Raw genomic sequence first — 22,340 nt, forward strand, 5'->3', positions numbered from 1 at the left:
GAGCAACAAAATACTTTATCAAATTATGGAAATTGAGTCTTTTTATCTAACTTGGATTCAGATCATAAGTTCGTAAAAGTGATCAAGTAGTATTTCTAGGTATAAACACACCAATACAAAAAGTTAAGTTATTACTTGGGTTAGATTTAGCCAATAACTGTAACATTCTAATTTATCAATTTATTAACCATTTAATTTTTGGATCAAATAAATATAAATTAAAAAGCCGTTTAAAGTCTCTTTTAGAGTTTGTTAATGTATATTTTTTTATATCTGCATGGTAGCTTAAAAAACAAACAGTAAATCATATGTTGTTCGTATGCTGAAGGAGTCGATATGGTAGCTACGGTTGGAAATTATTGTATCTTGGTTGAAGATATTGGCTCTGCTGGAATTCAGGCTATTCTTCAGATTTCAGCCGGCCTTGGGACGCCACCAAATCAAATTGCAAAAAAAGTCTGCCAAGCACCTTCTGTGCTTATTTCTGAAATTGATTTTGAAAGCGCAGAACAAATAAACCAATTGTTGAAGTCTATTGGATTGAATACTGTCGTAGACAGTGAAGACAATATTTCCATCGAAAATTGCCAGCTTTATGATGTTGCAATTCGTTACCTTGAAGTTTCTCACTTAAAAGAAACGCTTGATATCATTTCTCACGTCATTGGACTTGAACCTCAAAAAATACTGTCGTTGTCGTCATTACCTCCTGGCATCATAATTGGCTCAGTCGGGATCGGTTTAATTGATGCTTTGCAAAAGCGACTAGGTGAAAATGCCAAGTTATTATTTGCTAAGGCCCATGAAGATATCTACGATATTTTTGTCGAAGATACACAATATTTGCCACATGAACTAAAAACTAGTTTAGAAAAAACTTATGGGAAAAGCCGAGGATATATACCACTAGATGTTTCTTATGAGGATGCAAAGAAATTATTTGTTAAATTACCTAAAGGTAATAGTTCAAGGATATTCCAACGTAAATTACTCAGTTATGACCTAGTGTTGGAAAGTGAAAACCATGCTCCTGAGGCAATTAGGGCTCTTGCTCAAATCCTTGATATGCCAGAAAAAATTGTACAGCGAATTATGCAAAATACGCCAATTGTTGTGGCAGAAGCACTCGATTATGAACAATCTATTCTAATGTGTGAACTCGCAAAGGAGTCGAACCTTAACTTGACTAATCGACTCTATAATTTTCAACAATACTCTCTCTATGTAGATCAATATCGTCATCACTCAAGCATTGCGGAGTTAAAAGAGTTTTATGATATTGCTTTGCCAAACCGTTTACCCGCTAAAATCAAAAGCGGTTTTTCTGAACTTGAGTGTCAAATATTAACGCCACAATTTGATGCAATGGGGTTGGTCTATCGTTTCGAACAGGAGATGGTTGAATGACGGACGCAAACAATCAACAACAATCGCAAAATAATCTCCATTTAGGAATTTGTGAGTCAGGTAAACTATTGCATATTGTAGGGCGCTTTGATGATGCACTTGAAAAATATCGAAATGCCATGGTTATGTGTGCTTCACAACATGCTCCCCAGGTGTTTGCCCGCCACTATGTAGACTGTATTTTAGATTGTTTACAGCATGCTAAACGATTTGATGCTGCGCTTGAATTGTTGGACCAAGCAATTTCAAATAAAGGCAATGAAAGTCCTGTTGTGATTGCACCATTTCTATTTCGAAAGCTGATTGTTTTATGTCAGCTTGGACAGCACCAAGAGGCTTTGATTTTAGTCTCAGAGCTGGATTCGACAATGTATGCAGATAGCTCCTTATATCTTGCATTGAAACAAGCATTAGTCCGACGTCAATCGATGCCCGAAAGGTGGTTAGATCAAATATTGAATCACCATAAATTTTACACCGTGCGCAAAGATAATGTTGATAAAAAGCGAGCGGAAATAGGACAAAAACATTAACTTAAAAGGGTAAATGCAGATGGCCAAATATGATGGAATGAAACCTGGAGAAATCCTAGCAGATGCAAGTGTTGCTGAATTTATTTCTAGCTTAGGGTTGGGTATTGCCGCCGCACAACAAGCTTTGGATGAAAATACTATTAGTCAACTTGGGCAATTTTCATTGCCTCGCGAAGGGCTTGGGAACAGATCTTTGCTTGAACTTGGTTTAATGCCAGCGTTTTATCACTATCAATACGCTGATATTTCCTGTTCTATGCAAATTAGACTTGAGGTCGGAAAAAGTTTTGAAATAGGTGGTCAGGCAAGTTTAGACTTTAACAATGGAAATAATGCTTCTTCGCAAGAAAGTTTAAATCAAAATAGTGAAGAGTCTGTATCAAGTACGACAAGTATTAACCGCACAGCCGAAATGAAATACCACGTCACTGAGACTGGGACTATGTCTTTAAACGGTACAAATTATACTGCCACTGGGGCGACACCTGCTTTAAGGCTTAAAAATCTTCGAGATCAATTATTAGGAAACACAAGCTCCAATATAGAAGGCTTAGTATATGAGCCTCCCATTACCACTCCTCCTGTATTAAGTACTCTAGCCACAAACGATAAAGTACTTATACAATCACCATTTGTGACATTTTTAAAAACAACGGTGCCCTATGGTTTTATTTGGATGAAAGCAAACCAAGATACTGATTACATAATTAACGATACAACAACAATTCCCACTGTATCAGCCGCTGATCTAGGGACGTATGCGACATCAGTGTTAGCAAGCTTTAGGGTAGCGTTCACCCATCAGGACGACTTTGTTAGTATGTTCACCCCGCAAATGGCACAAGAGGGGGATGAGTTTAATTCTGTTGCATATGCTACAGGTGTTGCTGAGTTAGAAGGCGACGCACTTGAGGAGGCAGTGCTGTTGGCAAATTTAGCTAAATATATAAATTTACCTGTTGAAATCGAAGGGTTTACTGACCGTGTAGGAAGTACTGCTAAAAATTTGGAACTTGGCAAAAGTCGTGCAAACCGGATGAAGGATGTTTTTATTGCACATGGTGTGAATGCAAACTCAATTATCATACGGCCTAGTCGAGGAGAAGCCGCTGCTGCTGAGGCTGGTGATAACAACGGTACGGCAAATGCGAATTATCGTAAAACGTCTGTCTATATTCCGACACTTGAGTCCTATGTATTAAAAGTGCAATCTACAAATACCATTCTTGATAGTGCAGAGATTGCACCTAACGCCATCACCGATACTAACCTGCAAAATGGATGGTTTTATCTTGCACCAACGGAAGCATTAAGTATTTCGGGAGAGGAACTAAATATTGATAATGGTGCTGCAAATATTCCTTACAGTGGTGGGTCAGTTAATACCATTGCTTCGGGACATGCAAATGCCTATGCTGAAAATTTAACGCTGGCAGTAAATGCATTGCCAGGGTATGCCGCCTCAAGAACAGGTGCGACGGTACGAATTATGAAAGCGACCGATACCTATAGCGTTAAGTTATTTTCAAAAGTTGACCAAAGTGCTGAATTAACAAGTAACGAAACATATCAAGTTACAAAGAATTTTAATAGTTCTACATCATCCACCACAAACAGCGAAGAAAATTCTCAGAGTAATTCTACTGTTGCTATTGGAGTATCGGTAGATGCGCGTTATTCACGACAATTTGAAATGGAAGTAACTGGTAACTCACAAATATCTGCAAGATTGGTTTCAATACCGGCGCCTCCTGAGTTTCTTAAGGTGATCAAAGAATATCAAAATGGGTTAGGAGAATGAGTAGCGCAGGCGCAACTGTTCGGGAAATGTCCTCAGCACCACTTCCTGACATTGTAAGTAGTCTTGGACTTGCAATTGCGCAGGGACAATTCGCGCTTGATTTGAATTCTGCAGAAATTGCAAAAACCTTAACCACCACTGAAATAGAGATTGATGGTAAGAATTATAATCTTCTAGAACTTGGTTTTTTACCTACATTTTATGCCTATACCGAAGCTACAGTTGAAGCGAAATTGAGCTATACAATCAATGAAAGCACTGAAACAGAGATTTCAGGCGAGCTTACCATTTCTTACGCAGTAGTTGCTGCGACAGTGTCTGCTAGTTATGCACGAAAGTTCAGTGTAGAAGCCTCTGGTTCATCATCAATTGCTGCACGATTAGTCGCGCTGCCACCACCTGAAAAATTTTTAAAAGTACTAAATGCAGTGATTGAACGTTAACCAACAATAAGAGTAAAGGGAGAGCATAATGAGTATTGGCCAAGATCTATTAAACGTACCAATGGGTGATATGATCCGAGATATGGCATTTGCTATTGCGGACAGTCAATTTCAACTCGATCAAAGCAGTATGCGCACTGCTGAAATGATGGGAGGGTTGCAAACCGTTTATGACGAAGAAGGTAAAATAAGTTTTGATGATAGTAGAATATTCTTTGGTTATGAATATATGACTGTCAAACAAGCATTAGCTTATGCAATTTTCGACGACGGACTAACGGGCGAAATAAATGATGACACATTGAAATTAAAAGATTTAATTCTCGATGTCATTGCAACTTTTGCAGATAAAAATAATTCAACAGGTACTTCAAAAACAGATAGGAGTGATGTTGTGGATGATGGTGGGAAGTTATCACCAGCTTTGAAGGAATTTGAAGATGAAATCATTCGAGTTCCAACACGTTTATCAATGATGGAACTTGGGTTTAGTCCGACATTTTATCAGTTTGTTGATACGATTATTGAAGTAAAAATTGCTATCAAAATGACTCGTGAATCTAGCTATTCTCGTACCACATCAAAATCTACAAACGATTCAAGTACCGATAAAACGAGAGGGCTAAAGTTCTCGGGTATTAAAGGTTTGAGGTTTGGCTTACTTGCCGCTAGAAACAATACAACTAGTAATAGTGTGCAAACTACACAGGTAGATGCCACATATTCAAGTAAATATTCGTATTCTGCTGAAGGGGCTACTTTATTGCGTACCAAAATGGTGCCTATTCCACCTCCTGCTGTGTTAGAAGATCGTATTCGTCAACGTATGGATATCGAGGCCGAATTGCTAGCACAGCAAATAGAGAACAATAAACCTAAAACAAATGAAAGTTAAATAAGCGCACCCAGACCAATCGTCTAACTATTTAATTTTCATTTGGATTCGTGCCCAATCGTGAGGGCTCATAAATAGAAAGGAGTTAACATGAGCATTGGACAAGATCTATTAAACGTACCCTTTCCCGAAATGGTCAAATCAATGGGAGTTGGTATTGCTCAAGCGCAATATGAACTTGATTTAACATCGATGAAAATTGCAAGGTTGATGGGGGGATATGATATCGAAGAGGATGAGAATGGAAACTCTTCTACAACTGGAGAACGCACTAACCTGGTAAAAATTGGCCCTAAAGAAGACGATGAATATAGTCTACTGGAGCTTGGATTTACACCAACATTCTATCAGTTTGTTGATACTTTGATAGAAGTGAAAATGTCAATATCCATGAGTCGTGAAACTACGCGGGCGAAGAAGATAAAGTCAGGGCAAGTGAATATGTCAGGAAAACTTGGTTTTTTCTCCGCTAAAGCATCGGTAAATGCGTCATCGGTTTCAGCAAGTTTTTCGAGTAAATACCAGTATTCAGCAGAAGGAAGTTCATTGATGCGAACCAAACTAGTGACTGTGCCACCACCACCAATGCTAGAAGAACGCATTCGTCAAATTCTTGATCGAGATGTTAAACCAGTAATTAAACCAGATGGTGAAGCCTAATATTTCAATTTAACTTCAGAGGAGTTTGAGGCTATGACACTTAAATCTTGGAAACATCTTCTTGATGAAGTTGATGAGCCCTTGAAAGATTTTGAAAAAAATCCATCAAAAGAAATAGGAAAATTGCTTACAGAAGATTCTAAAATTTCTAAGCTGCTCCTCGAACGTAAAAATCTTGAAGCAAAGATGAGTTTCCTAACCCAAAAAAATGGTGAAAATGATTCAAGCTCCGACCCTCGATTTCCGGTACAAACGTTATCCCAACGGCGTAATGAGGATGCCCGTTGGCTTGCTCAACGTAAGGAAATTTTTTCAAAAGCAGAGGTGCAATCATCACGCCAACTTATTAGAGCACAACACCCCACTGCAACTGGGACTGCCAGAAAATTACGAACAGGGCAAACTGCTTTCAAGCAACGTAGTTCGCTAAAAGATTTTGATATTGAAAAACCTCTGCAAAGCTTGAGAGACAAAACAAATTTAGAAAGTGATAAAAAATTAAAGCAACATAAAGATAAATTACTTACCAAGTTACAAGAAAAACTTAACAGTGTTGGTAATGAAATGATTGATGACACACTAAAGAATGGATTTTCAAAGGATAAATTGAGTAAAAAAGCTAAAGAACAAACCCTAGAGATTGTTCGTAAAGCAGCTAAAGCTAAGGAAAGTTATGAGTCAAGAAGGAATAAATTACTTTCAGTTATCAACGGGGGATCGGGTGATTTGGATGCAAGAGCAAAACTGATTTCTGAACGTTTAGAAAAAATGGCTGAAACAGGTGTGGATAATGGAATGAAAGATCGAGATGCTTCTCGAGATAAAAATCGAGACGAAAATAGATTGAATAGCATTAAAAATAGATTGAGGGGTTAGCTATGCCAGATTCGACCAAAGTGACTGCGCAAGGGATACAAGATATGTTAACAGCGCTTACCGATGCACTAGGAGCATCTCAGGCTCATTTATCTTCGATGGCAGCATATGATGCAGCTGGACGAGAATTACCGCGTTACCATATTCCACACTTAGATTTTACTTTTGATATCGAAGCTAGCCAGTCTACTCAACCAGGTGTTGGCTTTAAAATGGGGCCAAGGGAATCGAGTAGTGTCGAAACAAGTGCAAAAATTTCAGGCAGGATTGTATCTATTCCTCCTAATGCCGGTTTACCTAAAATTGAAATATTAATTGAGTTGGCATCACAAAAAATAATAGCAACATTAATAAATGAAGCTGGTGAGATGATGACCAATACACAGATTAGTGTAGAGATCGATAGTGAACTAACGGTCCAAGCAGGTGGAACACAACCAACATCAAATCAAAAGACATCTCTTTTAGTTGCTCAACAGTATTTGACAGATGCAGGCGGCATTGCCCAAATAGATATTGTCACGGCACAGTTACATGCAACCAAACCGATTGTCATACGTATATCTAGTGGGAATACTGAGAGTTATATTGCGGTCACTAAGGGAGCATTAGCATGATCAAAGTAATCGTAGTTGAAGGCCAGTTTATTAGTGACATACCTTTACAAAAAGTTGAAATGGTAGTTGTATTAGAGTGCTTTTCAATACCTAAAGGTTGGATTAAAGTTTCTGATCTTCCATTTGATAAAAATGGTGTGTTCTCTCATAAAGTTAACCCCGAATCATTCATCAAGCTAACAAGTTTCCCTGCAATTAGACTGCGTATTGTGCATCCAGAGCTCGACAACAAAATTGCAATATTATTAACATCGCCTGTTATTTCTGTGAAAGGAGAAACTAGTTTTTTGTTAAACTTTGGCACTATTTTTATTGACCCTAAAAGACCTCTTGAGCTTATATCTACGATCCATGAAAAAGCTGACACATCATTTTATGGTTCCATAGTAAAGGTAAATAACGTTGCCGATTCGATTTCTTCTAACGATTTAGAAAATAGCTTACGCAAAAAAGTATCTGAATTAAATGTGGCTAAAATAAGCCTTGAGGAAGAACTGAGTCTGGTTAGAAAAAATGCAATAGTTGCCATTGATGCAAAAGAGTTGGGTGATGTACAAGTTAAAAAACTCCAAAGTGACCTTGAAATATTACAAGGGGGGGCTGAAGCACCTAAAATTAATGACATAGCCAATGAAATATCTCAAGCGATGCAAATTGATAGTGCAAGTACGGGATATAAAATCTCAACAGCTAATGTCAAACTTAAAGGGTACATGGCTAATGGTGGCAGGAGTTTTCGTGCGCTTGATGCTGTTGAGTTAGCCCGTGTTAATCCAGAAACTGCAAGTGAAATTAGTTTTACTCTAAGCAACACCAATAATGACAGTTCTTCATCGCAAAAGGCGCCAGACATTGTTGGGCTTACACCCGCTACTGCGAGCCGTGTTTTATTACCCTTGGGGTTAAAATTACGCGTTATTGAGATGGAACAATCAACCAGCCCAACTGGAGGAATTTTTATGCAAAAACCAGATCCTGGAACAGAGATCCTTTTGGGAGAAAATTTTATTTCGGCTTTTGTGGCGGTTAAAAGAGGGGGGCAGAAAATATGAGTGATTTTAAAAAATTAACTCAAGATATTGCCACGGCACCACTGGGTGATATTATCGCATCGGTTGGGCGCGGTGTTGCCGAAGCACAAAAAGCGCTCGACGAAAGCTCAATTCAAGCCTATTTAGATCTTTATTCCGATCAAGCCCATTTAAAAGCGTTACGGGAGTTGGGGTATCGACCGACCTTTTATACCATTCCAAAAGCGAGTGCAGAAATTAACCTTGCATTTACTATTTCGGGTTCGTCACAAAGCGAGGGAATAAATAATCAATCCCTTGTTAGTCGCCAGGTTATGGCTCCAAGTAGTAACATTAATTTAAATAACAAGTTGCAGACGTTAAAGGTTTCTCAAACACGACGTGTTGTACCAAAACTTTATGCTTCACCTGTGGATGCAGGTTTTCAAAATCAATATAATTATGAAAGCAAGGTCAGCGCAAAAATTATTTTCGATGTTGTGGCTATCCCTCCTTCAAGTGAAATTGAAAATAGTCGCCCAGTTCCTAATGTCGTTGGGAAAACATTGGCACAAGCAACTTTGATACTGGATAGTCTTGATCTTAATGTTGAAACAGAAATTGAGGATGAAACTACAGTGATAGGGGGGCAAAACCCGGATCCTACAATTGTTGTATTTTTAAGCGTGGGTGAAACTGTACAGCTATTACCATAAGTAGAGATCATTAGAACAACCATAAGCATCTACGATTAATACTAAAAACTGGTTTATTTGATATTTTAAATGTTGATTTATTACATACTTGATGAGTATCGATGACTATAAGTTACTTACTCTAAAGTAGTGTTTGTTTAAATTAGCTCTGCCGATATTTGTAGTTTTTATTCTAGTGCCGTAAATTATATTCACGGCACTAGATAGTTACTCGTTATTCTAACCTTGATCTATTTAATACAAGCTCCAGCAATTTTAAAACAGCGATATAAAAAGAATGTTACCTACTTTAATACAGTAAACTATAAAGTTTACGGCGGTATTCAGAGACTAATGCCGCATCATCTACTGTGGCCAAAATATCTAACATGGTTTTTTTTGCATCGCCATTTTCATAACCTAAGTCCTGGCATAACAGACTATATAAAAGAGCAAGCGCTTCACTAAAGCGTTTGTTTTGATGGTATTGAATCGCAAGTTGGTATTGAATCGGTTGTTTATTCGAAGCATCGATTAACGCATTTTCTAACGCTATTATTTCTGGCGTTTGTGCTGATTGTTCAGCGAGTTTTAACTCTGACATCAAGCTATGATAAATCATATTTTGATCTGCCATAGGAATCACCGCTAAGATAGGTTTTGCATTTTCAAACTCACCCAATGCTAAATAAATTTGTGCCGTTGCAAGTTTAATTTGGTTATCTTCAGGATTAAGATTTTGCGCTTGCACAATTGTTGCTTTCGCTTCATCTAATTTACCTTGAGCAAATAGTGTTTGCGCATCACCTAACAACGATTGCGCTGGGTCGGGAAGGTGTTTATTGATGAAGTTATTGATGAAGTCAGCATTTTGCTCTCCAGCAAAACCGTCTACACCTTGTCCATTAACAAACATGTAAACAGTTGGAACACTTTTTATTTCAAAATGCTGCACAATTTGCTGTTCTGTCTCGCAGTTTATTTTCGCGAGTGTAAAGCCATTAGCATGTTCTCTTTGTAGTTGTTCAAGTAAAGGCAACAAAGAACGACAGATAGTGCATTGGCTTGACCAAAAAACAGCCAGCACAGGTTTATTCACTGAACCTTGTGCAATAATAGTTTGAAAATCTTGCACGGTTACATCAAATATATCTGCTTGCATATTCGGTTTTTCCTCTTTATTAAATATTCTACGAAATGTTTGCCAATGATACGTGAAGATTGTTGTACAGCAAAGACTATGCGTTTGATATTAGCGCTATTATCAAGTGATTAACGTATAAAAAGGTGAGCATCAGCAACAATGTTATAAATATTCGCTTTGAGAAGTAATGAGTTGATTTTTCTTCTTGTTTTTAAAGGCTTGCAAAAGTAACATTAGACGCTCAATAAAAGGAGCATTTACATGTTAACAGGTAGTATCGTAGCACTCGTAACCCCAATGGATGAGACCGGCGAAATTGATTATAATGCATTAAAAGAACTTGTAGAGTTCCATATTAAATCAAAAACTGCAGCTATTGTTGCAGTAGGCACGTCTGGTGAGTCAGCAACTTTCAGTGTTGATGATCATGTTAAAGTTGTTGAACGTACTATCACTTATGCTGCGGGTCGAATCCCTGTGATTGCTGGTAATGGCGCTAATTCAACATCTGAAGCAATTGCATTAAGCAAATTATTTACTAATAGTGGCATTGTTGCAGGTTTAAATGTAACTCCTTATTACAATAAACCAACGCAAGAAGGTTTATACCTTCATTTTAAAGCGATTGCAGAATCGTGCGAATTACCACAAATTTTATACAACGTACCTGGTAGAACTGCGGTTGATATGTTGCCTGAAACGGTTGCGCGTTTAGCTAAAATTCCAAATATTATTGGTATTAAAGAAGCAACTGGTGACTTACAACGCCTTGCTGAATTAAAAGCAATCTTGCCTGAAGATTTTGTACTCTATAGTGGAGACGATGCAACGGGTTGTGACTTTATGTTACAAGGTGGTCATGGTGTGATTTCTGTATCAACCAATATTGCTCCCGTTGAAATGGCTGAAATGTGTGAATATGCTTTGGCAGGTGAAGTTGAAAAAGCACAAGCAATTAATACTCAATTAATGCCTATTCATACCAACCTTTATCATGAAGCGAACCCAATTCCAGTTAAATGGGCCTGTGCGGAGCTAGGTTTAATTCCTACGGCTACGTTACGTTTGCCATTAACAACATTATCTGAGCAATATCAGGGTACTGTTCGAAATGCCTTAATAGAAGCAAAATTACTGTCATGATTAAAAACAACGCACTGACTAAAATTGCTAGTTTGGTGATCCTAAGTTCAGCGATCACTAGCTGTGCTAGGTTTGATACTAGAACACAAGCAGAAGGTAATGATGATTATCTACAAGCTACACTAATTGAAAAATTTGATAGTGGAGATTTTTCAACATTAGAAAATCGTTCTACTTTTGATATTCAAGGGCTTTCAACGCAACAAGAAAAGCTAGGATTAAGTGGTAAAGATGTAGATGTTCGCCCTCCAAGTCAATTGATGGCTGTACTTGATGGTGTTTTACTCGACCCAGATCTTACACAGAGTAAAGTTTGGTTTAATGCTTTTAAACAAGAAACCAATATTGAACAAAAAGTGTGGGACTTAGCGCTACAGTACTTAGCATCCAAAGATGCGAAGGATGTTGTTGCAGACAGATCAGCGCTATCTATTGATACTGGTGTTGTTGTTAACCAACGTAGTTACGGCAGTTTAAGTAAAAATACAGTGCGTGAAGAAGGTGAATATCAATTACAATTAGCGGAAGGCGGAGATGGGCGAAGTATTTCTTTATCTGTTGACGCGACAAGCTATCAACAGTTAAATGATAATGAGCCGGTTAAAGAAATTTTAGAAGGCCGCAATAAACGCAGCATAGAAATTCGCTTTATCAACGACATGCTCAATTTTGCTTATTTGAAGCAAGAATCAGAGGCGTTAATCGCGGCTGATAATAAGCCTTTACCAATTAAACTTGGTTTTGATGAGAGTCATCAAACGGCTTGGATTATTGATGCAGAATTTACAGAAGTTTGGCGTAAACTGCCTGCGTTATTGCAGTTAATGAGCTTTAGTCCTGTTGATAATGATAAGAATCTAGGTTATTTCCTAGTAAAATTTGAATCTCAAGATGCACAATATTGGCAGAAAAGAAACTTGAATCCAATTAACTTGGAAGAAGGCGAGTATTTTGTACAATTAGGTGAATTAACCGGTGGGGATACATCTTTAACTTGGTTGAACTCTGATAAAAAACAACTTTCTGAACAGGAAGTTACTGAGTTATATTTAAGTATCACTGACAATATTCGCAGTGTTATTTTAGAAAATGATATTCAGACTAAACCTTTATAAAAATAGTATTTAGATATTAAAAGCCTGACTTGCGATGAGTTAGGCTTTTTTGTTTCTATTCACTGTAAACATTAAAAATTAAACATTAAACATTTTATTACTAATAACACTCCTTATCTTTTAACTTTTAAAACTATTTATTATCCTGATCTTTTTGTTGTTGTGCCTGTTCTTCTTCAAGTTGTTTTTTCTGTTCTAATGCCTCTTTTTCTTTTTTCTCTTTAATCGCTTTCACTACACTATCGGGTAGTTTCATATTCGCGCTTTGTTTCAACAGTAATATATTGCTAAGGATGATTCCTAATACAATCACAACGATAAAGATCACCCAACCTGTAGACATAATTATTTCTCCGATGGATATAAAAAAAGCAGAACTTAGTTCTGCTTCGATATTAACCTTTACCTGTAGATTAGCTAGTATTAGTCGATCAGATTGTATTGCTCACGAAGAATATCGATGATTTCTTGTTTTGGATTGTCCGAAAGTACTATTTTTTTACCAATCACTTTTTCAGCAATACCAATGTAGGTTTCAGAGATTTTCATTAATACAGATTCAGGTAAGGCATTTTCTTGTGCTAATGCAAAACGTTCTGGCATACGCTCTTTATTCAAAAGAATATCAGGATCAGGAAAATGTTTAAGTAATAATTGACGGAAATCTTCTTTAGAATTTTCAACAATTTTACCTTCACGATAGGCTGGGCCATCCCAAATTCGAGATGAATCGGGAGTACCGACTTCATCCATATAGATTAGTTTTTCATTGCCCGCTTTATCCGTGACATAACCAAACTCAAATTTTGTATCAACAAAAATTTGGTCCAATTTTGCTAACTCATTACTGATAACATCAAAACCTTCTTTTAGTAGTTTTTCATAATCAGCAATGTGCGATGCTGAAGTAAAGTTGAATGCAGCAAAATTATCTTCGATATTTTTACGTGTAATATTCACATCATCAGCTTCTTGAACGCCTGCAATACCTTTTAAAATTCCTTTAGTTGAAGGAGTGATTAATAACTCAGGTAATTTTGTATTATTAGATAAACCCTCTGCTATTTCGATACCGCAAAATTCACGTTCACCTTTTTCATAGGCACGCCACATTGAACCTGTAATATATTGGCGAGCAATCGCTTCAATCATTACTGGACGAGCTTTTTGTACAATCCAAACAAAAGGATGTGGGATATCTAGAATGTGGCTGTCTGCTAAGCCTTGTTCTTTAAATAGTCTGAACCAGTGATTTGAAATAGTGTTTAATGCTGCACCTTTACCTGGTACGCCATTCATTCCACCTTCGCCGTGCCAAATGCAATCAAACGCAGAAATACGATCGCTGATCACCATAATGGCTAGTGGAGCATCTGCTGCTACATCGTAACCTTTTTCTTCAATTAAACGTTTGCTATCGTCAGCTGTTAACCAATAAACTGAACGCACTTTACCACTGTGGACTGGCTGGTCAGTACGAATTGGTAAATCGTTGTTTACAGCTAATACTTTGTCGGCAAGACTCATAAAAATATCCTATAAAAAGTCAAAGTGAGCAGAAAGTTCTGCAAAAAATAATAAAGTCAGGATGATAGCAGATTGTATGTAAAAAGTTTTATGATAATTATAATAAAAAACTAATAGAATAGCTTATTTAAGCGGAGGTCCTGATACTAAAAGTTGCAAAAAGAGACCGACTAGCACTTATAAAAATAACTGTAATCGAGTACTTATGGTTTTGTATTATCTATAGATGAGGCGATTTTAAATCATTAATTTCAAGTCACTCAAAGGGGTGCCGATACTAATAAACTCATTACTAAGCAATGGAACAAAAAACGAAAAAATGATTAACAAAATAGGTAAAGTGTTAAATGGCTAAAGGCTTCACATTTAAACAATTTCATATTGATGCCGCTCTTTGTGGTATGCCTGTCAGCACCGATGGTGTGTTACTAGGAGCATGGGCCAATATTAGTAATGCACAAAGTATTTTAGATATTGGTTGTGGTACAGGTTTATTATCTATTATGTGTGCGCAACGCAATAAAAAAGCGTTTATTACAGGTATAGATATAGAAGAAAATGCGGTGGGTGCGGCAACGGATAATAGTGAGCAAAGTCCATGGTCTGATAGAATTACGATCAAAAATATCTCGTTACAGGATTTTGTTACAAATGTTCAAACATTCTCAAACATTATATGTAATCCACCTTATTTTAATAGTGGTGAAGAAGCACTGTTATCACAAAGAGCCTTGGCTAGGCATACTTCGGGTTTATCACATCAAACATTACTTAATGCTTGTTCTGACTTACTAATTACAGGGGGCACTGCTAGTTTTATTTTACCTAAAGTCGAAGGCATGAATTTTATCGCACTATTGGATAGTTGCGATATTATTAGTAGTAATGTACTAAAATTATCACGTTTGACTTTGGTTAAAACGCGCCAAGATAAACAACCAACGCGCTTATTAATAGAGATAACTAAGTCGTTATTCCCTGAACCTAAAGTAGATGACTCTAAAATAACAGATCCTAAAACAACCTTGTCACAAAGGCCTGATCCGCAAATTAACACTGCTCTTGCAACTATGGCGAGCAAACACGAAACCCAATTTGAGATATTAACAATTAATGAAGGGAATGGTTATTCAAAGGAGTTTATTGCACTTACCAAAGACTTTTATTTAAAAATGTAGGTTAAGCTACTTTTAACTTATTTAACCTGTTAGGTGTAATCTAAAAATTGTCTATGGTCTTTACCTGCACTAAAACTGCTTATCTTATTGCTGTGTTTTACTGCTTTCCAATGTGCAACCTGTGCGCCCTTATTTACATGAGGAAAGGAGCTTACATGAGGAAAGGAGCTGTCATGTGGTGAGGAACTGTCATGTGGTGAGGAACAGACATGCGATGAGGAATCTTTTTCATCAATAGAAATTTTTAAAAAATCACAAAGCATTTGATAGCTATTTTGCTTACTTATATCAATGGATAGAAAACAAGACTTGCCTGAGAAATAATCCATTACTTCTGTTTTATGATTTTGATAACAAGCCGTTAGATGTTCATCGGTTAATAAATCAGGGTGGGATAACTGAAAGGTTTGATCAAATGAACGTTTTAATACGGGACTAAATTGACCTGTTTTAAGCGTTAGGTGTGGCAACATTCTTTGTAATAAACGTTGAACGGAAGGTAACCAAGCGGTTAAGTCTCGTGTTAAATAGATAAACTGGGATCCCGGAAATAATTTATCTAATTGTTTATAATCTGAAAAACATGGGCTATCAGTTACTACATCGGCAAGAGCAAAGGTCTGTTTAGTAAAAGCAGTATGCGCCACTTTAAAACCTAAGTTTAAAAATGCAACGCTGATACTAGTCGTGCCTGTTCTAGGTAAACCGATAATAAAAACCTTACTCATGTATTCGTCTCTGATCAATTAATGAAGAGGATTGTAACGAATACCAAGTAAAGTTAAATCAAAAGTTATTATTAATTTTTAGGCTGCTTTGTCATTCATTAGCAATTAACCATTATTAATGATGTGTTGCATTGTATCAATAATATCAACCGCCATCGTTAGCTGTTGCTTGGATAAAGGCTCAGTTGCAAAGTGTCCTAGGTCATTATCAAAATATTGGCCATTGTGCTCTGCCATATCTGGCGATAATGCAATTTCACTCACTATGTTTGCACCAATACTTAAATCGTTTCCTGCAATACCAAAGCCTTCTTTCACCATTTTACTGGCTAATAATGATCCTGGGTTGACCGAAATGCAGTCTGGGCTTTCACTGTTAAGGCTGAATGAATGTGTCCATAATCTAATGGCTAATTTGCTTTGTGCATAAGCTTGCATGTCATCAAGGTCGACTCTCCCTAGCATTGCATCGATATTTACTGGTGATTGCGCGGCTGATGATAAATTAACAATACGTGATTGTTTATTTAAAACAGGGGCTAATAATTGGCTTAAATAATAGGGTGCGATGGTATTCACTACAAAACGAACATCTAACCCTTGAGCATTTTTGGTTTGAGGGGTTTTAAACACACCGGCATTATTAATTAATACATCGATATGTTGGTATTCACTCAATAGGGCATCGGCAAGTTGTTTCACTGCTTTAAGTTCAGAAAGATCTGCAATAACGGTATCGATTGTATTAACATTTGGTAATGCCATCAATAGAGACTTAGTGGCCGCCAATTTTTCACTATTGCGACCATGAATAATTAAGTGATGACCTAAAGAAACTAAATTTTTTGCTGTTTCTAAACCGATGCCATCAGTTGCACCTGTGATTAAAATTGTTTTCTGCATGATTCAACTCCTGAATATAAATATCGATAAAAAAGCTGAGCATGGGTGGCTCAGCTTTGAGAAAATTTACCCAAACTAGAGAAAGTTTGTAAAACAGTTTGAGTAGAAAAATAATAATGGCGCTTAGATTTCTACAACCACTTTACCCATACCTTGACCACTTGATAAGCGAGCATAAGCTTCGCCAACTTGCGTCAAATCATAACTATTTTCGTCTAAAACAGGTGTTAATCCTCCATCCTCAACGATGTCAGTGAGATGGCGTAAAATAGCGGCATGTTGTTCACGTTTTGTATTATGTAACATTGGAATGAGCATAAAGACAACGTGTAATGATAAACCTTTCATATGTGCCGTAATTAAATCCAGTGATAGCATGGCCGTTGTTGAAGCAATTTGACCATTTAATGCTGCCGCTTCAAATGAATTTAATAGGTTTTCACCGCCGACAGAGTCAAACACAATATCAAAGCCCTGTGCTGCAGTATATTTTTCTACATAATCGGCCACTTTTTCAGTCTTGTAATTAATGCTTGTTGCACCTAATTTCTCGATTAATGCAAGTTGTTTATCACCACCACCAGTGGCATAAACGTCACTACCAAAATATTTGGCTAATTGCACTGCGATATGACCAACACCACCAGAGCCACCATGTACTAGCACTTTTTGACCTTTACTGATGTTTGCGCGTTGTAAACCTTCGTAAGCGGTGATTGCCACTAAAGGAAGGGCTGCTGCTTCACGCATCGTTAAATTTTTAGGTTTCAACGCAATTAAATTTGCATCAGCTAGCATATACTCGGCCAGTGCACCTGGTAAATCAGCTAAACCACCAGCGCAACCATAAACTTCATCGCCTACTTGGTAACCTTCAACATCTGCACCTACCTCTGTGATTGTACCTGCGAAATCCATTCCTAATAAAGCGGGTAAAGCGGGTGCTAAACCACCTAAATCTTCGCCCATTGTTTTAATCATGGTATCAACTGTATTAATGCTACTTGCTGCCACTTTTAATACAACATGACCCACTTTTACTGTCGGTTTAGGGATATCTGCTTGTTCAAAAACTGCTGTTTCACCGTAACTATTTAATATCATTGCTTTCATGAGTTTGACCCTTTTATTAGAAAATACCATTTATTAACAGATTTGATTATATGACCTAGTGACAATCTTGATAATATACTTAAACAGTGAATCACTTTATATTTTATGTTGATAATGATAGAGGTTATACAATTTTGAATATCGAACATTTAAAATTATTCTTACGCGTTGCTGCGACGAATAACATTAGTTTAGCAGGACAAGCATTAGGGTTATCAGCAGCGGTTGCAAGTAATCATATAAGTAAATTAGAGGAGAATTTAAAGGTTCGTCTGGTTCATAGAACAACACGTAAAGTTTCGTTAACCGAAGAGGGCAAAGCCTTTTTACCCTATGCCGAAGATGTTATTGCAAGCGTAGCTTCTGCACAAGCTGCGTTAAGGTTTACTGATAATGCTTTGAAAGGGACGTTACGCTTAACTTCACCTGCTTCATTTGGGCGAATGCATCTAATCCCTGCTTTAACGGACTTTTTAGCACAGCACCCAGGATTGAATATTGATTTAAAGTTATCTGATTCCATAGTCGATTTAGTAGAAGGAGGGTTTGATATTGCGATACGCAACTCACAGCTGAAAGACTCAAGTTTGATCGCCACAAAATTAGCGACCGATAGTCGTATCGTTTGTGCATCCCCAGACTATCTTGCAAAGCATGGAGTTCCTGTTTCTCCGCAAGATCTAAAAAATCATCAATGTATTTCTTTAACTGGTTTGGATCATTGGAGCTTTGCAGGAGAAAATGGAGAAATGGTGATAAAAGCAAAAGGTAACCTCAGTGCAGATAACGGCGAAGCTATTCGAGATGCCTGTGTTAATGGATTAGGCATCACCGTTTGTTCTAAGTGGATTGCCTACCAACAACTACAGGACAATAAACTCATTCCTGTGCTAACGGATTATCCTCTTGCTAGCGATACTGCGATATGGGCTATCTACCCGAGTGCTCGACAAGTTGCTCCAAAAATTCGTGCTTTTATTGATTATTGTAAACAATATTTTGTTGAAAATGCATATTGGGAGCAGTAGACGACTTGAGGCTAAAATGAATTCACTTTCTTACCATTTATAAGAACCAGATCGAAACCTAATGCTAAACCTAAATCCCGAACTCATTTACTCTGTTCACTTTCATTCACTGCTTATTATTAACTACAAATAATCGTTGGCCCTAACGGTAACTACTGCAACACACTGCAACTTTGTGACACAAGACCATTGTGAAGTTGAGTTTTAATGGTAGTCTTTTGCAGGTTACAAACCCATAACAAATTGATAACAAGATACAAATCAACTAAATGAACTAAAAGGGATTATGAAAATGCAGAAGATTTTTAAAAACGGAATAATTGGATTAGCGTGTTTATTTTCATTTAATGCAATGGCGGAGAACTACACCATCGGTACTGGTAGCCAAAGTGGTACTTATTATCCTCTTGGTGGCATACTTGCTAAAATCTGGAGTGAAAACATAGAAGACTTTGATATGCGTGCTGAAGTAACGGCTGCATCTGTTGAAAATACGATTAAAGTGTCGACAAACAAACAGCTCGCAGGTATTGCCATGGGTAATGTGGTATTGCAAGCACATGAAGGTGTAAAACCTTTCCCACGTAAAATGGATGTTTCTGTCTTATTTGCTTTGTATCCAAATGTTGTGCAGTTTATTGTGCCTGCTGATTCTAAAATTCAGTCTATTCAAGATCTTAAAGGTAAGCGTATTTCTCTAGGTGCACCAGGTTCGGGTACGCGTGTGAGTTCAACTAATATTCTTGCCGCTTTAGGCATTACAGAAAAAGATATTGATGCGCAGTCGCTTAACTATACTGCGACTACCAGTGCTATTTCTGCAGGACAAATTGATGCCGGCGCTATCGTAGGCAGCATTGGTGTTGGCGCGATTACTGAGCTTGCTTTTACTCACAATATTCGTATTTTATCTTTTACGCCTGAAGAACTAAAAGCAGTTTCTGCAAGTAATGCTTCTTATCAAGAAATCGAAGTGCCTGCAGGGAGTTATAAAGGTGTGAACGCATTTAATGCACCAGCAGTGTGGAACATCTTAGTAGTTAATAAAAACCTAGATACTGATTTAGCTTACAAGATGACTAAAGTTGCCTTTGAAAATATGAGTAAAATTAATCAAGTGATCAGTGTGACTAAATTTACTACGTTAGAAAATATGAATAAATTAGACGGGATTGATTTACACCCAGGTTCACTTAAATACTTAAAAGAACAAATGCAATAATCTCAACAGCTTTCGCTTAGAGAAAAAAGTTCAAAGTAAATTATCTTAGAGAGAGTCATTATAAAAACGGTTAATAGGTATTTATTAGCCGTTTTATTTTATGCATGGCAACGAATAGTTTACGCATAACAATTAACCCAGTATCAATTAACCAAGTAGTAATTAACCAAGGGACAATTAAGCAAGGAGCAATTAACAAATAACAGTAAGTACAACTTTTAACATCAGCCTTTTAACTTGATTTAATCATTAACGTAATAACTAACGTAATCAAGAACCAATCTATAAATCTAATAATATTTGGTGACCCTGTGGAGAATAGCATGAGTGAATCTACTACTACGTGTAAATGGATTTCAGACAAAATAGTATTAATTGCTGCATTAGCAGCTATATCATTATCAATCTTTCAAATATGGCAAGGAATAACAGCCGACTTAGCCGCTACCATATTTAGACCTATTCACTTAAGCTGGGTATTAATCCTAGTATTTTTTACCCTACCACTAATTAAATCGCAACGTTCGACAGGTTTATACCTAATGGGGCGTATCATAGACTTAATCTTTATTGCCGCGATAGCTTGGGCTTCTTATCATATCGTTGCCTTTGACTATGACGATATTTCATTCTTATTAGATGGATTAACAACGCTTGATCAAATATCCGGTTTAATTATTTTAGTGTTATTACTAGAAGCAACAAGACGTACGGTTGGTTTAGTCATGGTGTTTATAGCCGCATTATTTTTAGTGTATGCGATTTTTGGTAATTACCTACCTGGCTCTGTGGCAAGTAAAGGCTTTGCTGTTGAGGAGATCATTAGATTCCATATATATTCAACCAATGGTGTTTATGGAGCGCCACTCGCAATTGCTGCTGGTGTAGTTTTTATCTTTGTATTGTTTGGTGCCTTTTTACAGGTAACTGGAGCGGGTAAATTCTTTATCGATGCTTCTTTCTCAATTGCTGGAAAATATCGTGGTGGCCCAGCAAAAGCGAGTGTTATTGCTTCAGCTGCTTTAGGTTCAATTTCAGGATCTGCCATTGCTAATACGGTAACCACTGGCGCATTGACCATACCTATGATGAAAAAATTAGGCTATAAACCAGAGCAAGCTGCAGGTATAGAAGCGGCGGCGTCTACAGGTGGTCAAATCATGCCTCCTGTTATGGGTGCAGGTGCGTTTGTAATGGCTCAGTTTACGGGCATTCCCTACAGTGAAATTTTATTAGTATCGATAGCTCCTGCTATTTTATATTTTGCTTGTACCTTGCTTTATGTCCACCTAATGGCGTGTAAATTAGGCTTACAAGGCATGGAAATCACTGAGAAAATTTCCGTGGTGTTAAAAAATGGTTGGCATTTCCTCGTACCATTAATTTTAATCACTAGTTTACTGTTAATGAGTTATTCACCTATATTGGTGGGTATTTCAGGCTGTGTGGCTATTTTGGTGGCTGCTATGTGTAGAAAGCATAGCCGTATTACCGTAGCGGTTTTCTTTGAAGGTATGAAGGAAGGGGCGCTATTAGCATTACCTATTTCTGTGGCTTGTGGTACTGCTGGTATTGTAGTCGGTGTCGTAGGACAAACAGGAATTGGATTGCAATTTACACAGTTCTTAATGGCATTGTCTGGCGGATATTTATGGTCTGTATTAGGCTTGATTGCAATCGCAGCGGTAATCCTAGGAATGGGATTACCCGTAACCGCAGCCTATATCGTTTTATCTATTATGGCAGTGCCAAGTTTAACGGAGTTAGGTGTTGGCTTACTAGCGGCACACATGATTGTATTTTGGCTATCGCAAACTTCTAATGTCACGCCACCAATTGCATTAGCTGCCTTTGCCGCTGCAGGTATAGCTAATACATCACCGATGCGATCTGCAGTTCAAGCATTTAAGTTAGCTCAAGGCTTCTTCATTATTCCTATTATGATGGCTTTTTCTGGGTTGATTTGGATGGAAGGTCAAAATATCGACTTTGTTATTGCTATCGTATTAACCATTGGTTTAATTGTTGCATTTGCAGGCACTATAGAAGGACGCTTAGCCACTAAGCTACCATTGCTTGCCCGTGGGTTATTATTGATTGCTGGGTTTACTATGTTAGTACCTTATCTTTATATCAATATAGCGGGGATCGCGATCATTGTAATGGTTTGCTTGGTTAATTATCGTTTATCCCGAACTGAAGATGAGGTTGTAGCTGCTCAAATTTAAATTAAGTTTATGGAGTTAACTTCCATAACATAACCTCTACAATTTAAGACCTACATTTTAATATCTATAAGTTA

General features: G+C 37.3%; 22 protein-coding genes. 16 read left to right on the top strand and 6 right to left on the bottom strand.

Going from position 1 to position 22,340, the window contains the following annotated elements:
- Positions 1–336: 336 nt before the first annotated feature.
- The 10 genes from GQR44_RS03780 (at position 337) to GQR44_RS03825 (ending at position 8,958) form a co-directional block, all read left to right on the top strand.
- Positions 337–1,407 (top strand): hypothetical protein, encoded by a 1,071-nt coding sequence (locus GQR44_RS03780; protein WP_166369407.1) that lies wholly within the window; start codon positions 337–339, stop codon positions 1,405–1,407.
- On the top strand, positions 1,404–1,940 hold the full coding sequence (locus GQR44_RS03785) for a hypothetical protein (RefSeq protein WP_166369409.1): 537 nt from the start codon (positions 1,404–1,406) through the stop codon (positions 1,938–1,940). The genes GQR44_RS03780 and GQR44_RS03785 overlap by 4 nt, the downstream gene beginning before the upstream one ends.
- A 19-nt stretch (positions 1,941–1,959) precedes the next feature.
- Complete coding sequence (locus tag GQR44_RS03790) at positions 1,960–3,741, top strand: OmpA family protein (protein ID WP_205962952.1); 1,782 nt, start codon at positions 1,960–1,962, stop codon at positions 3,739–3,741.
- Positions 3,738–4,184, top strand: a complete 447-nt coding sequence (locus GQR44_RS03795) for a hypothetical protein (protein ID WP_166369411.1) — start codon at positions 3,738–3,740, stop codon at positions 4,182–4,184. The genes GQR44_RS03790 and GQR44_RS03795 overlap by 4 nt, the downstream gene beginning before the upstream one ends.
- 28 nt (positions 4,185–4,212) lie before the next feature.
- Positions 4,213–5,079, top strand: coding sequence for a hypothetical protein (locus tag GQR44_RS03800; protein WP_166369413.1), 867 nt, complete (start codon positions 4,213–4,215; stop codon positions 5,077–5,079).
- 90 nt (positions 5,080–5,169) lie between these two features.
- Positions 5,170–5,739 carry a hypothetical protein gene (locus GQR44_RS03805; RefSeq protein ID WP_166369415.1) on the top strand — a complete coding sequence of 190 codons (570 nt, stop codon included), beginning with the start codon at positions 5,170–5,172 and terminating at the stop codon, positions 5,737–5,739.
- 33 nt (positions 5,740–5,772) lie between these two features.
- Positions 5,773–6,615, top strand: a complete 843-nt coding sequence (locus GQR44_RS03810) for a hypothetical protein (protein ID WP_166369417.1) — start codon at positions 5,773–5,775, stop codon at positions 6,613–6,615.
- A gap of 2 nt (positions 6,616–6,617) precedes the next feature.
- Positions 6,618–7,232 (top strand): hypothetical protein, encoded by a 615-nt coding sequence (locus tag GQR44_RS03815; RefSeq protein ID WP_166369419.1) that lies wholly within the window; start codon positions 6,618–6,620, stop codon positions 7,230–7,232.
- Entirely contained in the window at positions 7,229–8,284 is a 1,056-nt protein-coding gene (locus GQR44_RS03820) for a PASTA domain-containing protein (RefSeq protein WP_166369421.1), read from the top strand. The genes GQR44_RS03815 and GQR44_RS03820 overlap by 4 nt, the downstream gene beginning before the upstream one ends.
- Positions 8,281–8,958, top strand: a complete 678-nt coding sequence (locus GQR44_RS03825; RefSeq protein ID WP_166369423.1) for a PASTA domain-containing protein — start codon at positions 8,281–8,283, stop codon at positions 8,956–8,958. Before GQR44_RS03820 ends, GQR44_RS03825 begins: the two co-directional genes overlap by 4 nt.
- Before the next feature lie 289 nt (positions 8,959–9,247).
- On the opposite strand, the gene GQR44_RS03830 is transcribed toward GQR44_RS03825, so the two are convergent.
- Positions 9,248–10,099: a tetratricopeptide repeat protein gene (locus GQR44_RS03830; RefSeq protein WP_166369425.1), complete on the bottom strand. Its 852-nt coding sequence runs from the start codon at positions 10,097–10,099 to the stop codon at positions 9,248–9,250.
- Between the two features lie 243 nt (positions 10,100–10,342).
- Between GQR44_RS03830 and dapA the strand changes: the two genes are divergently transcribed.
- Positions 10,343–11,224, top strand: a complete 882-nt coding sequence (dapA, locus tag GQR44_RS03835) for a 4-hydroxy-tetrahydrodipicolinate synthase (protein ID WP_166369427.1) — start codon at positions 10,343–10,345, stop codon at positions 11,222–11,224.
- Positions 11,221–12,339 carry an outer membrane protein assembly factor BamC gene (gene bamC, locus GQR44_RS03840; protein WP_166369429.1) on the top strand — a complete coding sequence of 373 codons (1,119 nt, stop codon included), beginning with the start codon at positions 11,221–11,223 and terminating at the stop codon, positions 12,337–12,339. The genes dapA and bamC overlap by 4 nt, the downstream gene beginning before the upstream one ends.
- Before the next feature lie 133 nt (positions 12,340–12,472).
- On the opposite strand, the gene GQR44_RS03845 is transcribed toward bamC, so the two are convergent.
- Together GQR44_RS03845 and GQR44_RS03850 are read right to left on the bottom strand one after the other, a co-directional pair.
- Entirely contained in the window at positions 12,473–12,682 is a 210-nt protein-coding gene (locus GQR44_RS03845; RefSeq protein ID WP_166369431.1) for a DUF2897 family protein, read from the bottom strand.
- An 80-nt stretch (positions 12,683–12,762) separates the two neighbouring features.
- Positions 12,763–13,866: a phosphoribosylaminoimidazolesuccinocarboxamide synthase gene (locus GQR44_RS03850; protein WP_166369433.1), complete on the bottom strand. Its 1,104-nt coding sequence runs from the start codon at positions 13,864–13,866 to the stop codon at positions 12,763–12,765.
- A gap of 347 nt (positions 13,867–14,213) precedes the next feature.
- On the opposite strand from GQR44_RS03850, the gene GQR44_RS19610 reads away from it, so the two are divergent.
- Positions 14,214–15,044: a methyltransferase gene (locus tag GQR44_RS19610; RefSeq protein WP_205962953.1), complete on the top strand. Its 831-nt coding sequence runs from the start codon at positions 14,214–14,216 to the stop codon at positions 15,042–15,044.
- 29 nt (positions 15,045–15,073) lie between these two features.
- Here the strand turns inward: GQR44_RS19610 and GQR44_RS03860 are convergent, their stop codons facing one another.
- The 3 genes from GQR44_RS03860 to GQR44_RS03870 form a co-directional block, all read right to left on the bottom strand.
- Positions 15,074–15,772 carry a sulfotransferase gene (locus GQR44_RS03860; RefSeq protein WP_166369435.1) on the bottom strand — a complete coding sequence of 233 codons (699 nt, stop codon included), beginning with the start codon at positions 15,770–15,772 and terminating at the stop codon, positions 15,074–15,076.
- Positions 15,773–15,877: 105 nt separating this feature from the next.
- A complete protein-coding gene (locus GQR44_RS03865; RefSeq protein WP_166369437.1) occupies positions 15,878–16,675 on the bottom strand; it encodes an SDR family NAD(P)-dependent oxidoreductase in 798 nt (265 codons plus the stop codon).
- 123 nt (positions 16,676–16,798) lie between these two features.
- Complete coding sequence (locus GQR44_RS03870; RefSeq protein WP_166369439.1) at positions 16,799–17,788, bottom strand: zinc-dependent alcohol dehydrogenase family protein; 990 nt, start codon at positions 17,786–17,788, stop codon at positions 16,799–16,801.
- 134 nt (positions 17,789–17,922) lie between these two features.
- Here GQR44_RS03870 and GQR44_RS03875 point away from each other — a divergent pair, with 134 nt between their 5' ends.
- From GQR44_RS03875 to GQR44_RS03885, 3 genes are all read left to right on the top strand, one after another.
- Positions 17,923–18,816 (top strand): LysR family transcriptional regulator, encoded by an 894-nt coding sequence (locus GQR44_RS03875; protein ID WP_166369441.1) that lies wholly within the window; start codon positions 17,923–17,925, stop codon positions 18,814–18,816.
- Between the two features lie 292 nt (positions 18,817–19,108).
- Positions 19,109–20,038: a TAXI family TRAP transporter solute-binding subunit gene (locus tag GQR44_RS03880; protein ID WP_166369443.1), complete on the top strand. Its 930-nt coding sequence runs from the start codon at positions 19,109–19,111 to the stop codon at positions 20,036–20,038.
- 323 nt (positions 20,039–20,361) lie between these two features.
- The gene (locus GQR44_RS03885; protein WP_166369445.1) at positions 20,362–22,266 is read left to right on the top strand and encodes a TRAP transporter fused permease subunit; all 1,905 of its coding nucleotides are present in this window, start codon (positions 20,362–20,364) and stop codon (positions 22,264–22,266) included.
- Positions 22,267–22,340: the final 74 nt, after the last annotated feature.

The sequence above is a fragment of the Psychromonas sp. SA13A genome, assembly GCF_011378715.1.
GTDB lineage: Bacteria > Pseudomonadota > Gammaproteobacteria > Enterobacterales > Psychromonadaceae > Psychromonas.

Excerpts from the sequence above, each read along its gene's own strand:
- GQR44_RS03780 (WP_166369407.1), top strand. The coding sequence starts at position 337 with ATGGTAGCTACGGTTGGAAATTATTGTATCTTGGTTGAAGATATTGGC.
- GQR44_RS03785 (WP_166369409.1), top strand. The coding sequence starts at position 1,404 with ATGACGGACGCAAACAATCAACAACAATCGCAAAATAATCTCCATTTA.
- GQR44_RS03790 (WP_205962952.1), top strand. The coding sequence starts at position 1,960 with ATGGCCAAATATGATGGAATGAAACCTGGAGAAATCCTAGCAGATGCA.
- GQR44_RS03795 (WP_166369411.1), top strand. The coding sequence starts at position 3,738 with ATGAGTAGCGCAGGCGCAACTGTTCGGGAAATGTCCTCAGCACCACTT.
- GQR44_RS03800 (WP_166369413.1), top strand. The coding sequence starts at position 4,213 with ATGAGTATTGGCCAAGATCTATTAAACGTACCAATGGGTGATATGATC.
- GQR44_RS03805 (WP_166369415.1), top strand. The coding sequence starts at position 5,170 with ATGAGCATTGGACAAGATCTATTAAACGTACCCTTTCCCGAAATGGTC.
- GQR44_RS03810 (WP_166369417.1), top strand. The coding sequence starts at position 5,773 with ATGACACTTAAATCTTGGAAACATCTTCTTGATGAAGTTGATGAGCCC.
- GQR44_RS03815 (WP_166369419.1), top strand. The coding sequence starts at position 6,618 with ATGCCAGATTCGACCAAAGTGACTGCGCAAGGGATACAAGATATGTTA.
- GQR44_RS03820 (WP_166369421.1), top strand. The coding sequence starts at position 7,229 with ATGATCAAAGTAATCGTAGTTGAAGGCCAGTTTATTAGTGACATACCT.
- GQR44_RS03825 (WP_166369423.1), top strand. The coding sequence starts at position 8,281 with ATGAGTGATTTTAAAAAATTAACTCAAGATATTGCCACGGCACCACTG.
- GQR44_RS03830 (WP_166369425.1), bottom strand. The coding sequence starts at position 10,099 with ATGCAAGCAGATATATTTGATGTAACCGTGCAAGATTTTCAAACTATT.
- dapA (WP_166369427.1), top strand. The coding sequence starts at position 10,343 with ATGTTAACAGGTAGTATCGTAGCACTCGTAACCCCAATGGATGAGACC.
- bamC (WP_166369429.1), top strand. The coding sequence starts at position 11,221 with ATGATTAAAAACAACGCACTGACTAAAATTGCTAGTTTGGTGATCCTA.
- GQR44_RS03845 (WP_166369431.1), bottom strand. The coding sequence starts at position 12,682 with ATGTCTACAGGTTGGGTGATCTTTATCGTTGTGATTGTATTAGGAATC.
- GQR44_RS03850 (WP_166369433.1), bottom strand. The coding sequence starts at position 13,866 with ATGAGTCTTGCCGACAAAGTATTAGCTGTAAACAACGATTTACCAATT.
- GQR44_RS19610 (WP_205962953.1), top strand. The coding sequence starts at position 14,214 with ATGGCTAAAGGCTTCACATTTAAACAATTTCATATTGATGCCGCTCTT.
- GQR44_RS03860 (WP_166369435.1), bottom strand. The coding sequence starts at position 15,772 with ATGAGTAAGGTTTTTATTATCGGTTTACCTAGAACAGGCACGACTAGT.
- GQR44_RS03865 (WP_166369437.1), bottom strand. The coding sequence starts at position 16,675 with ATGCAGAAAACAATTTTAATCACAGGTGCAACTGATGGCATCGGTTTA.
- GQR44_RS03870 (WP_166369439.1), bottom strand. The coding sequence starts at position 17,788 with ATGAAAGCAATGATATTAAATAGTTACGGTGAAACAGCAGTTTTTGAA.
- GQR44_RS03880 (WP_166369443.1), top strand. The coding sequence starts at position 19,109 with ATGCAGAAGATTTTTAAAAACGGAATAATTGGATTAGCGTGTTTATTT.
- GQR44_RS03885 (WP_166369445.1), top strand. The coding sequence starts at position 20,362 with ATGAGTGAATCTACTACTACGTGTAAATGGATTTCAGACAAAATAGTA.